The following is a 14,652-nucleotide window of genomic DNA, read 5'->3' as shown; positions in this document are numbered from 1 at the left end:
CTAAACCAAAACGACCATCAGCATCATCTATTTACTATCAGAATTTTTTCTGATTGTGATATTACGGTATATAAATAGATGGGGAGATGGGGAGATAGGGGGATGGGGAGATGAGGAGATGGGGAGATGAGGAGATGGGGAGATGGGGAGATGGGGAGATGGGGAGATGGGGAGATTGGGAGATGGGGAGATTGGGAGATTGGGAGATTGGGAGATGGGGAGATGGGGAGATTGGGAGATTGGGAGATTGAAGTGTGGATAGAATCATAAACATATACTGTATAACCGGATTATATATCATACCTCAAATTAGCAACGCCTAATAAATTAACTAAAATATAATAAACAGTATTTTGACTGGACAGTTAAATTAAATTAGTGTGTTTCTATAAGCTATGAAAACTGTGAGATTAAACTATCCTTTATCTCTACTAATGCCATTACTAGCAATAGTAGTGGCAACACCAAGCACAGCACAACCCATTACCCCTGCTAACGATGGTACAGGAACAACTGTCACGCCACAGGGCAACCAATTTAATATTCAAGGAGGAACTAAGAGTGGGGCAAACCTCTTTCACAGTTTTGAACAATTCAACCTCAACTCTGGCCAAATAGCTAATTTTCTCACTACCCCAGATACCCGAAATATTTTAGGCAGAGTCACAGGGGGAAATGCTTCTATTATTAACGGTTTAATTCAAGTTATCGGTGGTAACTCCAACCTCTTTCTGATGAACCCTGCGGGAATTATTTTCGGTCAGAATGCCAGTCTTAATATACCCGCCTCTTTCAGCGTTACAACGGCGACTGGTATTGGGTTTAACGGTAATAACTTCTGGTTTCAGGCCATGGGAACAAATGATTATGCAAATTTAGTCGGAAACCCCAGTGGTTATCGTTTTAATGTTTCTAACCCAGGCGTTATAGTTAATGAAGGAAACTTAAGTTTAGCTCCCGGTGAAAATTTGACTTTACTTGGCGGCATCGTCGTTAATACTGGGGAACTCTCTACAGCAGGGGGTAATATTACGATCGCTGCAGTGGAAGGTGGTAGTATCCTGAGAATATCTCAACCAGGACATTTATTAAGTTTGGAAGTTGCTTCATCAGTGGAAAATGGAGCGGATATTTCACATTTTACTCCCCTATCTTTACCACAGTTATTAACGGGTGGAGGAACAACTCATGCCACATCGATGACTGTTAATGCTGATGGTGATGTGGTGTTGATAGATACAAATACAATAGTTGCTGATGTATCGGGAGATGCTTTCGCTGCGGGAAATATAGATGTATCAGCTTCTGGGAATGTTGGTGGACAGATTAATATTTTGGGCGATCGCGTGGCAGTGATAGATGCGAATATTAATGCTAATGGTTTTAATGGAGGGGGAATAATATTAATTGGGGGTGATTTTCAAGGCAATGGAATAGTGAGTAATTCTCGGCAAACTTTTGTTGATGGAAGTTCGTTTATTTCGGCTGATGCTATTAGTTATGGTGATGGAGGAAGGGTAATAGTTTGGTCGGATGGTATTACTAATTTTGGGGGAAATATTAGTGCTAAAGGTGGGGAGTTTTCTGGGGATGGTGGGTTTGTTGAAGTTTCGGGAAAACAACGGTTAATTTTTGATGGAAGTGTTAATGTTAGTGCTGCATCTGGAAATTCTGGAACGATTTTATTAGACCCGGAAAATATTGAGGTTGGAGAATCAGAAGAAGCTGAAATAGTAGAGGATAATTCTGAAGTTGAATCTACTGAAAATTCTGAAAATTCGGAAGTAACTGAAAATTCTGATTCTAATTCGGAAACAACAGGGGATAATTCTGAAGTTGAATCTACTGAAAATTCTGAAAATTCGGAAGTAACTGAAAATTCTGATTCTAATTCGGAAACAACAGGGGATAATTCTGAAGTTGAATCTACTGAAAATATTGACAATTCAGAAGTAACTGAAAATTCTGAAAATTCGGAAACAACAGGAGATAATTCTACTGAAAATATTGACAATTCTGAAATAACTGAAAATTCTGATTCTGATTCTGAAATAACAGGGGATAATTCTGAAATTGAATCTACTGAAAATATTGACAATTCTGAAATAACAGAAACAGAAATAGCAACAGACCCCTTTGCTCAAGATGAAAATGCAAATTTCACAATTTCTACTGAAAATATTGAAGATTTATCAGGAGAAATAATTCTCCAAGCTGACAACGATATAACAGTAAATGAAAAAATCGAAACTGACTCATCAGTAGAAATAAAAGCTGGTCGAAGTATTAATATAAATGCCGATATTGACACATCTATAGGCAATGGAAATATCATATTATTTGGCAATGATAATAATGCCAATATAGAAAATCGTAGTGATGGAGCAGCTTCGATTAATCAACAAGAAGGAACAACATTAAATGCAGGAAGTGGAACTATCGCTATTAGATTAGGTGGTTTAGGAGAAATAGGAGATATAAATCTAGCCAATTTAACCACAGAAGGACGAGTAATACTTAATGCTAATAGTGGTAATATTACTCAAGTTTCATCTAATAGTTTAATTACAGCAGACACCATACTTTTAAAAACTCGTGGACAAGGAGGAATCGGATTATCAGAAAATCCATTGCGATTAGATGTAAATAATTTAGAAGCAATTACAGGCAAGGGTGGGGTATTAATAGATGCTATTTCATCTCTAACAATTGGTGGGGTAAATGGAGAATTAACAGGAATTTCTACAGGTGGTAGGGCTGGGAGAGTTAGGTTAAATGTGGATGGAAATTTGAATATTGAAGAGGGAATTGAAGCAGGGAATAATGTGAGGTTGACTGCCAGTGAAAGTGTAAATATTAATGCAGATATTAATACGGCGGATGGGAATGGAAATATTTTTATTCAAGGGAATGTAGAAGTAGCAAATATAATTTCAGGAGGAGAGGAAGAAGTAGCAGATATAATTTTAGGAGGAGAGGAAGAAGTAGTAAATATAATTTTGGAAGAGGAAACAAAAGACGAACCAAATTTAGGGGCAGTCAATGAACCAACTACAGGTGATATAGGAAGTTCTTTTCCAGTAATAGAAAATTATGAAAAAATAGGAAGTATTATTCAAGGGGAAGAAACAACTTTAGATGCTGGTAGTGGAAATATTAGAATTGAGTTAGGAAACTTGGGGGAAGTAGGAGATATAAAATTGGCAAATTTAACTACAACAGGTCGAGTTTTGGTTAATGGAAATGGGGGAAATATTGAGAGTGTTTCGACAAATTCCTTGATAAATGGGGATAGTATTTTATTTGAAACTTCTGGAAATGGTGGGATTGGTTTATCTGAAGCACCCTTACGTTTAAAGGCAGAAAAATTAGAGGCAGTGGCTGGAAGTAATGGAGCATTTTTTGAAGTTTTGGGAGGAATAAATATTGGTGGTGTGAGGGAAAATGTTATGGGAATTTCAACTACCGAAGGAGGAGATATTCAACTTTCGGTAGAAAGTCAAATTACAGTTACCGAAGATATTTCTACGGCGATAAGTGAGGGAGATGCAGGGAATATAATTATTGAAAGTAATAATGGTGGAATTGATACAACGGAAAGTAAAATTAATGCCTATTCGGACTTAGGAAGTGGAGGTAATATTACTCTTATAGGAGAAGGAGATATTCAGACAGCAAATGTGGATACTTTTGCTGGTGGAAATGGGTCTGGTGGTCAGATAAAAATAGAGAGTCGTTCGGGTTCAATAGTTACTACTGAAGGTATAGTTATTTCCGCATCTAGTTATGGTAACGGCGGAGATATTGAAATTAGAGCAGAAGGCGACATCACAACGAGTGAAATATCATCTTTTTCCTCAGACTTAATAGTTAGTGAAAATTTTGACCCTGCCTCATTCACACCAGATATTGGTGACGGAGGAAATATTATTCTGGAAGCTGGAGGTAATATTGATACCACAGGTGGAAATGTTAACTCTGCTTCTGAAAGAGGTAACTCTGGAAATATAATTTTTACAGCAGGTGGAAATATTTTTACGAATAAGGTTATTTCCTTTACCTATAGTAGTAACAACGGAGGAAATATTACTTTCAATGCGGTCGGTAATATTGATACGAGGGGAGGAGTTAGTTCTGATAGTGCTGGGGATGCTGGAGATATTGAAATGACAGCTAATGGAGATATAACCACAGACTTTATTTCTGCCTCGTCATTAGTAACCCCAAACTTCCCTGATGATGGCAATGAAAATAAAGGAGGAAATGTCACTTTGACAGCAGGAGGCAATATTGATACTAGGGCGAGTCAAATACAAGCTGTTTCCGATAAAGGAGATGGGGGGAATATCACTTTGACAGCTGAGGGTAATATTTTTACCGAAAAAGTACTTGCCTCATCTAACGAAAGTGGCAATGGAGGAAATATTAATATTCAAGCAGGAGGAAATATTGACACTAGCATTGATCGCCTTGACTCTGGTTCTAGAGAAAGAGACGCAGGGGACATTACTCTCACAAGTGGAGGTAATATTTTCACAAGTAGTATAAATTCAAATTCTGCTTCTTCTCTGGGTAATGGGGGAGAGATAACTTTAGATGCGGTTGGTACTATTGATACTACTGGTGGGAGATTAAATTCAGGTTCTACTGGCACCAATTCAGGCAATATTTCCCTAACTGCAAATAATTCAGTTATTACTGGCAACATCGATACTGCGGGAGTTCAACAAGGGGGCGACATTAATATTACGAGTGCTTCGGGTAATATCGACACCAGTTTGGGTTTACTCAACTTATCTTCGGAAGGTAGGGGTGGAAATATTACTTTTAATGCTGAACAGAGAATTTACACTGGAAATATCAATACATCGGGAATAGAAGGAGGTGGTAATATTGACCTCACCAGTAATTCTAGCGATATTAATACTAATGCGGGAGAGTTAAATACTACTGCTGAAAATGGCGAGGATGGAAATATCAATATGAATGCTAACAATGGCAGTATTGAAGTTGGCGAAATTAACCCGGCAAAAAATATAACTATTGTTGATGGTGGGGAAGAGGATGCTTTTAACTCAGACTCTGACAGTAGTATTAATAGTGATGCAGACCAAGTTAACGACCAAAAGGGTGAAGTTAGTTTACAAGCACACAATGATATTACTATTAACGAACCTATCAACTCCGATGAAATTTCCAATTTGGAGTTAAAAGCAGGTCGCAATATAAATATTAACGCCGACATAGACACTTCTGAGGGAAATGGCAATATTACTCTCAGCGCTAATGACAATAATGCAGATATTAATTATCGCCAAGTAGGTACAGGTAATATAACCATGGCAGAAGATACCATCCTAGATGCAGGTCGTGGAAATATTACAATTCAGTTAGGTACTCTCGGAGAAATTGGAGATATTACCCTCAGTAACCTCCGCACAACTGGAACAGTAATAGTGAATGCCGAAGGAGGTAATATTTTCAGCGCCTCAGAAAATTCCTTAGTCAGAGCAAACAGTACTATTTTTCAGACTCGCAACAGTGGTGGAATAGGTTCATCATCACAACCAATTAATTTAGAAGTAAATAATTTAGAAGCTAGAGCAGGTAGTGCTGGAGCATTTTTCAAATCTCCCACCCAGGGACTGAGTATTGGGAATACCACAGATTTAATTAGAGGCGTTTTAACCTCCGGTGGAGGCGAAATTGAAATTACCGCAGCAGGAAATATTGAAGTAACAGAACCAATATCCACAGTTACCGACTCAGAAACATCAGGAAATATAACCCTCAACTCCACCGGAGACATCAATACTGCCAACAGCAAAATATTATCTTGGTCTAACAACGAAGCAGGAAATGTCACCCTCAACGCAGAAGGAAATATTGCCACTGCCAGTATTGATGCTAACTCCTTCGGTATTGATAGAGGAGGAGACATTACCCTAAATGCAGGAGGAGCGATCAATACAACTGGTGGAACATTACGGTCTAGCTCCGAAGTAGGTGACGCCGGAAATGTGAATATTACTGCCAACAATAATATTAATACCGCTAATATTCTCAGCTATTCTGGGGAAGAAGCAGGAGAAGATAACCGTGGTGGAGATATTACTATTACATCCCACGAGGGATCTATCGACACAACCGCAGGAATTATTAATAAATTTCCAGCAGACATAGACATTACCTCCCTGGAAGTTGCCACCTTCTTTGAACGTTTTGTCGCCAACTTAGCAACAAAAGCAAACAATGGCACGGGTGGTAATATTACTCTATCTGCTAAAGAAAATATTACTGTGGGAGGTCTTAGTGGAATAGGAGGTGAAATTAGCGGTAATATTAATGTCAGTAGTGAAATAGGTAACATTGAAATTGGCGATATTTTCTCTACCAGTCACAATGAGACCAGCGGAAATATTACTATTGAAAGTAACAGCGGAAATATTGATGTTAACCATATTGCCTCCTATTCTGTTAACGGTACTGGAGGAGATATTAATCTCAATTCTAGTGGCAGTGTCACCATCAACAACATTGCCTCATTTGGGCCTCAACAAAGTGGGGATGTTAATATCCAAAGTGGCAACAGCACTATTACCACCCGTAACATTCAAACTCTCGCCGATAATGGTAGCAGTGGTAACATCCGCCTCAATACCTATAATTTTCAAGGCGATATTAATACGGCCAATATTCAATCAATAGGCGATCGCTCATCAGGAGAAGTGGAGGTTATTGCTGCTGATGGTTCTATTACTACTCAAAATATTGAGTCTCTCTCCAACTCTGGTAACTCGGGCGATATTACTGTCGCATCAGGAGAAGATATTAATACTGAGGAAATTAATTCTAGTGGTGGAGAAAATAGTGGGGACATAGAGGTTAGTAGCGATAATGGCGAGGTAAATACGGGAAATATTGAATCCCTTGGTGACTCAGGAGACTCGGGTAATATTGATGTTAATGCGGAAGGGGATATTAATAATGAAAATATTAGTACCTATGGCAATAATAATAGTGGAGATATTTCTGTTGAGAGTCAGGAAGGTTCTGTTAATACTAATGATGTAGTAACTGAAGCTGAAACTGGAAATTCTGGCGATATAGATATTGCTGCAATATATGGTATTAATACTGAAAATATTAATTCTATTGCTGGGGAGAATAGTGGAGATATTTCTGTTAATAGTCAGGCAGGTTCTGTTAATACAAATAATATTGAAACCATTGCTGAAACTGGAGATTCTGGGGATATAAATATTGGAGCAAGAGACGATATAAATACGGGTAATATTAGTTCTCTTGGTGGAGACAATAGTGGAAATATTTCTGTTAATAGTCAGGCAGGTTCTGTGAATACTAATAATATTGAAACTATTGCCGAAACTGGAGATTCTGGGGATATAAATATTGGAGCAAGAGACGATATAAATACAGAAAATATTAGTTCTATTGCTGGAGAGAATAGTGGAAATATTTCTGTGAATAGTCAGGCAGGTTCCGTTAATACAAATAATATTACCACTCGAGCAGAAATAGGTACTGCTGGCAACATTGATATTAGTGCTAGAAATAATATAAATACAGGTAATATTACTTCCACCGCTCCTCAAGAAAGTGGCAATATTAATCTGACTACTGAAATTGGTCAAATTAACACAGGTGAAATCTTTACAGATACAGGCAAAATTAATCTTAATCAACCAAACAATAATATTAGTTCAGCAGTAGAAAATAATCCGATTTCTAGAATTCCCATATCCCCACCTTCAACTATTAACAATACTCCAACACCAACAATAATTAATCCAACTACACAAATATCTGAAAATTCACCCCCAACACCAACAATAATTAATCCAACTACACAAATATCTGAAAATTCACCCCCAACACCAACAATAATTAATCCAACTACACAAATATCTGAAAATTCACCCCCAACACCAACCAATAACCTAACTCCACCATCAACAACACCAAATTCCAATCCATCACCAATTATCAACTACTCTCCCTCTCCCATAGTTAATAATAATCAAACCTCAACTTCAACTAATACCAACCCATCAACAATAAATAATCAATCCCATCCCATAATTCCCACTTCATCCATCAATAATAATCCTAGAGAAAATCCAACAAATATATCTGCAACACAAACCATAAATACTACTAACCTTTCGAGAACGACCACAACTCAAAATACCATTCAATCCCCACAAAATAACAGTGAAAATCTTATCAGCACAAATCTCAACAACTTAATCGACTCTACCAATAACCCCAATAACCCTCAACCAAATTCAAGCCAAATCAATCAACAATTACCAAAATTAAATCTAACCCCAACCAATCCATTAACAGTAGATATATCAACCTCCCAAATGATATTAGCCCTAGAAAAAAACCGAATCGAAGAATATTCAAATTATCTAGGAGAAAATCTCGACCAAAAATTACTATCCACAAAAAACATCCGAGAAATCTTATTAGATATGCACCATCAGACCGGAAAAAAATCAGCAGTTATCTACGTCAAAGTTCATCAAGACCAACTACAACTAATATTATTCACCCCCGACGGTCAATCTATTCTCAAAACTATTTATCAAGTCAATAGAGAAAAATTATGGGAAGTTGCCATACAATTTTATCTAGATATTACCGACTCTAAAAAACGTAACAATCATGACTATTTACCAACAGCAAAAAAACTCTACAACTGGTTAATATCTCCAATCTCAACAGAATTAGAAGCAGCAAATATTGATACATTACTATTTAGTATGGACGCAGGTTTTCGCCTCTTACCCCTAGCAGCTTTACATGACGGAAAACAATTTTTAATCGAAAAATATAACATCAGTCTAATACCCAGCGTCAGCTTAATGAATAGTAACTACAACTCCCTCAAAAACACAAAACTTTTAGCCATGGGAGCCAGTAAATTTTCTAACAAACCACCCTTACCAGCAGTACCAGTAGAATTAAAAGCAATTACAAAAAATTCGCTGCAAGGTAATATTTTTCTCAACGAAGAATTCACTCGAAAAAACCTAATTAACCAACGCCAAAATTATCCCTATCCAATTATTCACCTAGCTACCCATGCAGAATTTAGAGCAGGGAATGCCAATAAATCTTATATTCAGCTATGGGATGAGCAATTACACTTACATCAAATTCGCCATTTAGAATGGAATAATCCCGAAGTTGAACTATTAGTATTATCCGCTTGTCGTACAGCAGTAGGAGATAAAAATTCAGAACTAGGTTTTGCCGGGTTAGCAATAGCAACCGGAGTAAAATCAGCATTAGCAAGTTTATGGTTAGTTAATGATGAAGCAACATTAGGATTAATGACAGAATTTTACTCTAATTTAGGTAATGTTAGTATTAAAGCAGAAGCATTACGAGAAGCACAAATAGCAATGTTGAAGGGTAAAGTTGTTATCGAAAATGGTATATTAAAAGTTTCAGGAAGCCGTGGAGAAATGCCTTTACCTCCAGAGTTAGCCCAGATGAATCAGAAAAATTTTTCCCATCCTTATTACTGGGCAGGGTTTACAATGGTCGGTAGTCCTTGGTAGTGGAGCGGAATATGAAGGTTTTCATTAATGGATAATGGATAATGGATAATTACCTCTGGTTAAAACCGAGAGGATTGAAAATATCGATACTGCTTATCAATGGTTGTGTAAAAAACGCCAACATTATCATCCGAATGCCGATGTCTAGCAGGTCAGACGATGGTGGCACGAGAAAAAGCCCCTCCTACAGGCGCAAATTCTTTCGGGCAATTTTCAATTTCGGGAGTTTCGACTTACTTAACAATTTGCGCAATTTAGCGATATAATACGCTAGTTATCACAGCCAAGTAGTAACGAGGGTGAAATTTGTATCTTCTGCACTAATCGCTGCTATTCGCATCTCTGGCAGTCTATCTATCATAGACATAGACCTCAGAAGAAATCCCGCTTCCTACTAGGAACGGCTTAGTAAGGGTTTGAGGACTTTTTTAGTTATGTTAATTGACAAAGACTTAAATGTAAGTATAGAGTGTAGGGATGCGGTTGGGCAAGACCCGTGAATGCCTGTGGATGAGTAACCGCCGACGGTCTTAGGGACGTTGCATGCAACGTCCGTACAGCAGGAAGTAAACAGCCTCCTAGCGGAGGAGCTACGCTATCAATTTGTCACTTTATGTGACGCTTTGTATCAGTTTTATGAAGCAGTTGCGCTTGATTCGAGGAGAGGAGAAATCAATAGAATGGTGGTCGTCTTTGGATGCTTTAGTGTTAAAGGCGATGACTATAGTTTTGACGGAACACTTGAAACCTGTCCTTTCACCTCAGTGTTTTCACTTACCCGAGAATGGTGGGTTGAAGGAGGCGATCGCTTACTCCAAATGACCAAAAAAGAGGGTCTCAAGCCTCCCCTTTCAAGGGGATGAAAAAAAATCAGTTTCAATATTTCAAGCCTCTGACTTCAGGCAGAGGTACTGATAACTGATAACTGATAACTGATAACTGAAATGACCCATAGGCCCAAGGTTCATCTCCCTTGGTTTTTTTGTTTTTTGTGGATCTTAAGGGCTTGTAAATCTATGCTGTATTTGCTAAGTGAGATTTGTCGGCTCAACGTCGAGCTGCCTGTCACCGTCACGACCAGCGATTTGTTGGAAGTTAAAAATTATTTTTTATCCACATAAACATGACTTCGTCATTTGGACTCCATGATGCCAATGCATGGAAACCATCATTGCCGCGATTTTTATCAGGAAACTCAGGAGTCGAATAGACCATAGATCCTTCATCACTCTTGGGTTCCCACCAATACGGGGCTTGTAGAAAAAAATTACTTTCCTCAGTTAATCCGGTTTTTGGCTCTAGACCTAAGTCTGACATCAATGAAAAAAATTGTTCTTCATCCAATTTTGCTTTCCAGAGCCATTCCGAGTCTATAAAAGATGCTTTATAGTAGTATTTGGAATCTTCAATCGGTGAGATTTTTTCAACTGCGTTCTCCACCAAATATGATTCTGGAATCCCGCTCCTTATGGGTGGAAAATCCACTAACCTAGAAACTCCAAGAGACAAAGCCACCACCACAAAAGATATCCAGCAGATCTTACCAATTCGGCTACGGGTAGTTGAGCAGAGTAAGTCGATTGGTGTCCGGAATTTCGATCTGCCAACCAAGTTGTAGAGCAGAATCGTGATTCCCGTCGTCACAAGAGGCCCCCATAATACACCAGAGCGCGCAGGAAGAATAAAAAAAGACCATGGTTGTAGAAGAAGGGCAGGAAGAGATATAGAACCTATTGCCACCCCTAAAAAAATATCTCTGTGCGAAAGTCCCATCATGAAACCCAATGCAAGAATAAATGCCGCCAAGTAATTGATCGCTAGCAGCAAAATTATTTTTCCCGCTATTACTATTTTTTTCATTCCTTTCTTTTAACTACTGTTTATTATGCTTTCTACTATCTAAGTCAGTCTAACTACCTCAATTAGGGATATTAGACTAATCTTGATAGCGATAACACCCCTGTGAATGACGTTAGGCTGAATAAAGTCTTGATAACACCCCAAAATAGAGTGTTATGCAGATCATTGTCAGTCGATTTTTCCAATTTGGCATACTATAGAACCCATTTGAGGTCTATATAATTATGGTAGTCAAGTCTTTTGGCGCATCAATTTTGACCGAAAATCATCTGTAAGGAGTGTTGAATTTTTTGTATGATCACGAACCCACATCTTTCCTCTTCCCTCTTACCGAAAAATTGTGGGTATGCGCCTCCCCTTTTAAGGGGATAATAAATAAAAATTATCCTTTGAATCAATCCTCTTCTTTTCAAAGAGAGGTAATTCTAAATTCGCGCATTCTAAATTCTAAATTCTTGAACTCCTGTCTCTTCCCTCTTACCTCCTGTCTCCTGTCTCCTGTCTCCTGACTCCTGACTCCTAGCTAAAAAAACTTGATATTTATGAAGATACCAAATGGGTTCTATACAGACTCAGACCTTGATAATGTCCAAAATTAGGGTTGTAAATCCATTTACTGGGCTATTTCCGAGAAAATACGTGCCTCAGATACACGAACGAATATGGAATATCAAAGATGTACGAAAACAAAATGATGGCGGTTACACCGCCTGACCAGATGGAGTAAGGCGTCACATCCGAGGCAAGAAATGGACGTTCAGTGAGCAGCATGTATAGGGCGGGAGGCCAGAAAACAACATGTGTGAGGGCCAAGAATCCAGAAAGCCTGAACAGCAAAGACTTGAAGATGGAGTTCGCAGCAACCAGCGACACAACGCCGGCCGCCCAACACCCAACCACCCATCGGGCAATTGGATGGTGCCAAGCAAAAAACAATCCGAACAATATCCAAGCGATGGATGCAAAAATCCAGATCTTCAGATTTCGAGGCGATTCCCCTATTTCAAAAATTTGTAGAGCATAGTGCCCTTTTTGATAGTCAGTCATCAAAAGTCCGTTCTACTTTGTCGCTCCACTGTATCGCAATTGCTCCATGAAACTGCAGTCGATGTAGCCCTTGAGTCTCCAGATCAAGTAACCAGAGAATCCCAATCCGTACTTCTTCCTACCCACTACGAGTGAAGAATGTGATGGCGGCCCGGATGTCAAACACGACTGATATCGCAATAGTTAGACAGAGCAGCGACATCCAGATTCCGTAAGGGCTCATGAGGCGAAAATCGGAATCTTTGAGTGCCGCCTTAGGAAGATAGAATAACAGTGGCGTCCAAAACAAAATGTGGGGAAACCCCATCAAATCGAGGTCATGTGTAAAGTAATAAATCGTGAACCCAACCGGGAAACAGGCGACATGGGCTGCAACTGCCCAGCGTGGTTCTGCACGTCGGAAAACAAATAGCAGTCCCGAAAAGAAGACTATATTGAGCCACAGCATCCAATTTTGAACAGGACGTGGAAGCATCGACATCTGCTGTCCCGCTTCTCTAAATAGATCCATCATTGTCGCTCCCAGATATGGTCAGTTGTTCGGCCAAAGACTTTCACTATGTCGCTAGTTTTGCTCTTCGAGGCTGTTGGCTTAACCGTCGTACGATGACCGTTTTGGCTACAGCGACGTTGACTAGCCGACCAAGCTGATCGCAAGCTAGGCTGTCAAATATCACTCAATGTTTTATTTAGCCATAGCTTGGCCGAATTTTAGCAAATACCTATTGTTATCATAAATGCCAAACTCTCTCATACCATAAGTAAAAGTCTCTAGCGAATAGCAAATTATGACCAGTAATAGCGTATATCACCGTTCCGTGTGCAAGCGCTTGTTAGGCAGCGATGACAGCAATATGACTCCATTCAGATCCGTCAGTGGCTTCGGATGAGCCTGTACCGGATGAAATGCTGGTCTTGGAGCACAACTTCGCCATCTTCGCAAAAGCCAAGCCGCCGCAGCGCTGAGACCCTTGTCCTACTTGGAGGTAGCAAGGCAGTAACGGAGTCAACGCAGAGTTCTTCGAATGCGTGTGTCAAAATCCTCCGGTAGAGAGTAGGGCCAGCTCCCCAGTACTTTTGACTGAGGACGAGTCCCACGTCTACATCGTCGCCCTCCAGTTGAAGGCCTCCCCAGCCGATAAACTCATCATCCAGCACAAAAGCCCAAGGGCCAAAGCCTTTCTCCTCCCACATTCGTTCCTTATTAGCGACAAAGCGAGCACACTCGACATCTCCAAACTCACCCTGAGCCAGTGGCAGGTGCCGCCGGACTGCAGGGTCGTTCATTAAGTTGATGATTGCGACCGGGGGAATTTTAGTCAGCCGAGTGAAAATGATTCTATCGTAATTGGTTGCTGCCATGGCACAGGAGGTTGAACAAGAGATTGTGGCAGGCTCGCGGCCTAACTATTGTTTAGTATGCCTTATCCTGTCCAAATCAGTCTAACCACCGTAATTAGGTATATTAGGCTGATCTCGACCGCGATAACACCCCTATGAATGATGTTAGGCTGAATAAAGTCTTGATAACCGTTCTACTAAACTTACCCAAACTTACCCATACACGATTGCATAAGCTTTAGAGTTAGCTTCCTGTTTTCCTACGGAATGCTGCGCAAACACAGAAGACCACTGACTATTGTCTGTAACTTATCTTCTCCACAGGCTTAAATTCGCTTGGAACTCAAGCTACTGATACACATAGTTTTTCAAGTTGACAGCAGCATTAAAATCTCTGTCAGCTTTGGCATATTATGCAGACTCAGATTTTGATAATGTCCCAAATTAGGGTTTGATCACGATCGCTCTCCGCATATTAGCCCTGTCAGCGGATATTATGCGGCTTTCTTCATCAAATCTTCATTATTGACATAGTCCTTCAAATCTGGACTGGCTGGACGTTTTGAATGGCCTGAGTCGGTTGATTAATCCAGCAAGGGTACTGTTTCGCCTACCACCTGAAGTTGCATCGCCTGTATCAAGCGCGTTGTGCTGCAAAGTAGATTGTTTTCAAGAATGCTATCCCTCTAACAAATTTCTTATAGCTTGCACCTTATTGCTGTTAAGTAGACAGGCGATCGCTGCGATCTTTTTTTCTCTATTACTTGCTTGGGGAGGATTATTAATTATCTAAAGGCAAAAAAAAACA

General features: G+C 39.5%; 7 protein-coding genes. 3 read left to right on the top strand and 4 right to left on the bottom strand.

From position 1 onward, the window contains the following. Positions 1-126 precede the first annotated feature (126 nt). The 3 genes from F6K23_RS04950 (at position 127) to F6K23_RS04940 (ending at position 10,418) form a co-directional block, all read left to right on the top strand. Positions 127-270: a hypothetical protein gene (locus F6K23_RS04950; RefSeq protein WP_293151400.1), complete on the top strand. Its 144-nt coding sequence runs from the start codon at positions 127-129 to the stop codon at positions 268-270. A gap of 125 nt (positions 271-395) precedes the next feature. Continuing rightward, a complete protein-coding gene (locus F6K23_RS04945; protein WP_293151398.1) occupies positions 396-9,596 on the top strand; it encodes a CHAT domain-containing protein in 9,201 nt (3,066 codons plus the stop codon). A 636-nt stretch (positions 9,597-10,232) separates the two neighbouring features. Then, entirely contained in the window at positions 10,233-10,418 is a 186-nt protein-coding gene (locus tag F6K23_RS04940; RefSeq protein WP_293151396.1) for a hypothetical protein, read from the top strand. Positions 10,419-10,691: 273 nt separating this feature from the next. On the opposite strand, the gene F6K23_RS04935 is transcribed toward F6K23_RS04940, so the two are convergent. From F6K23_RS04935 to F6K23_RS41470, 4 genes are all read right to left on the bottom strand, one after another. Next, complete coding sequence (locus tag F6K23_RS04935) at positions 10,692-11,456, bottom strand: hypothetical protein (protein WP_293151394.1); 765 nt, start codon at positions 11,454-11,456, stop codon at positions 10,692-10,694. Between the two features lie 621 nt (positions 11,457-12,077). Next, positions 12,078-12,503 carry a hypothetical protein gene (locus F6K23_RS04930; protein WP_293151392.1) on the bottom strand — a complete coding sequence of 142 codons (426 nt, stop codon included), beginning with the start codon at positions 12,501-12,503 and terminating at the stop codon, positions 12,078-12,080. Positions 12,504-12,621: 118 nt separating this feature from the next. Further along, the gene (locus F6K23_RS04925) at positions 12,622-13,017 is read right to left on the bottom strand and encodes a hypothetical protein (protein WP_293151389.1); all 396 of its coding nucleotides are present in this window, start codon (positions 13,015-13,017) and stop codon (positions 12,622-12,624) included. 359 nt (positions 13,018-13,376) lie between these two features. Continuing rightward, the gene (locus tag F6K23_RS41470) at positions 13,377-13,865 is read right to left on the bottom strand and encodes a GNAT family N-acetyltransferase (protein WP_367267619.1); all 489 of its coding nucleotides are present in this window, start codon (positions 13,863-13,865) and stop codon (positions 13,377-13,379) included. Between the last annotated feature and the right edge of the window lie 787 nt (positions 13,866-14,652).

Origin of the sequence: Okeania sp. SIO2C9 (genome assembly GCF_010672455.1) — a bacterium.
Classification (GTDB): Bacteria; Cyanobacteriota; Cyanobacteriia; order Cyanobacteriales; family Microcoleaceae; genus Okeania.
The sequence above is the reverse complement of the archived record's forward strand: the minus strand, read 5'-3'. Positions and strand labels throughout refer to the sequence as shown.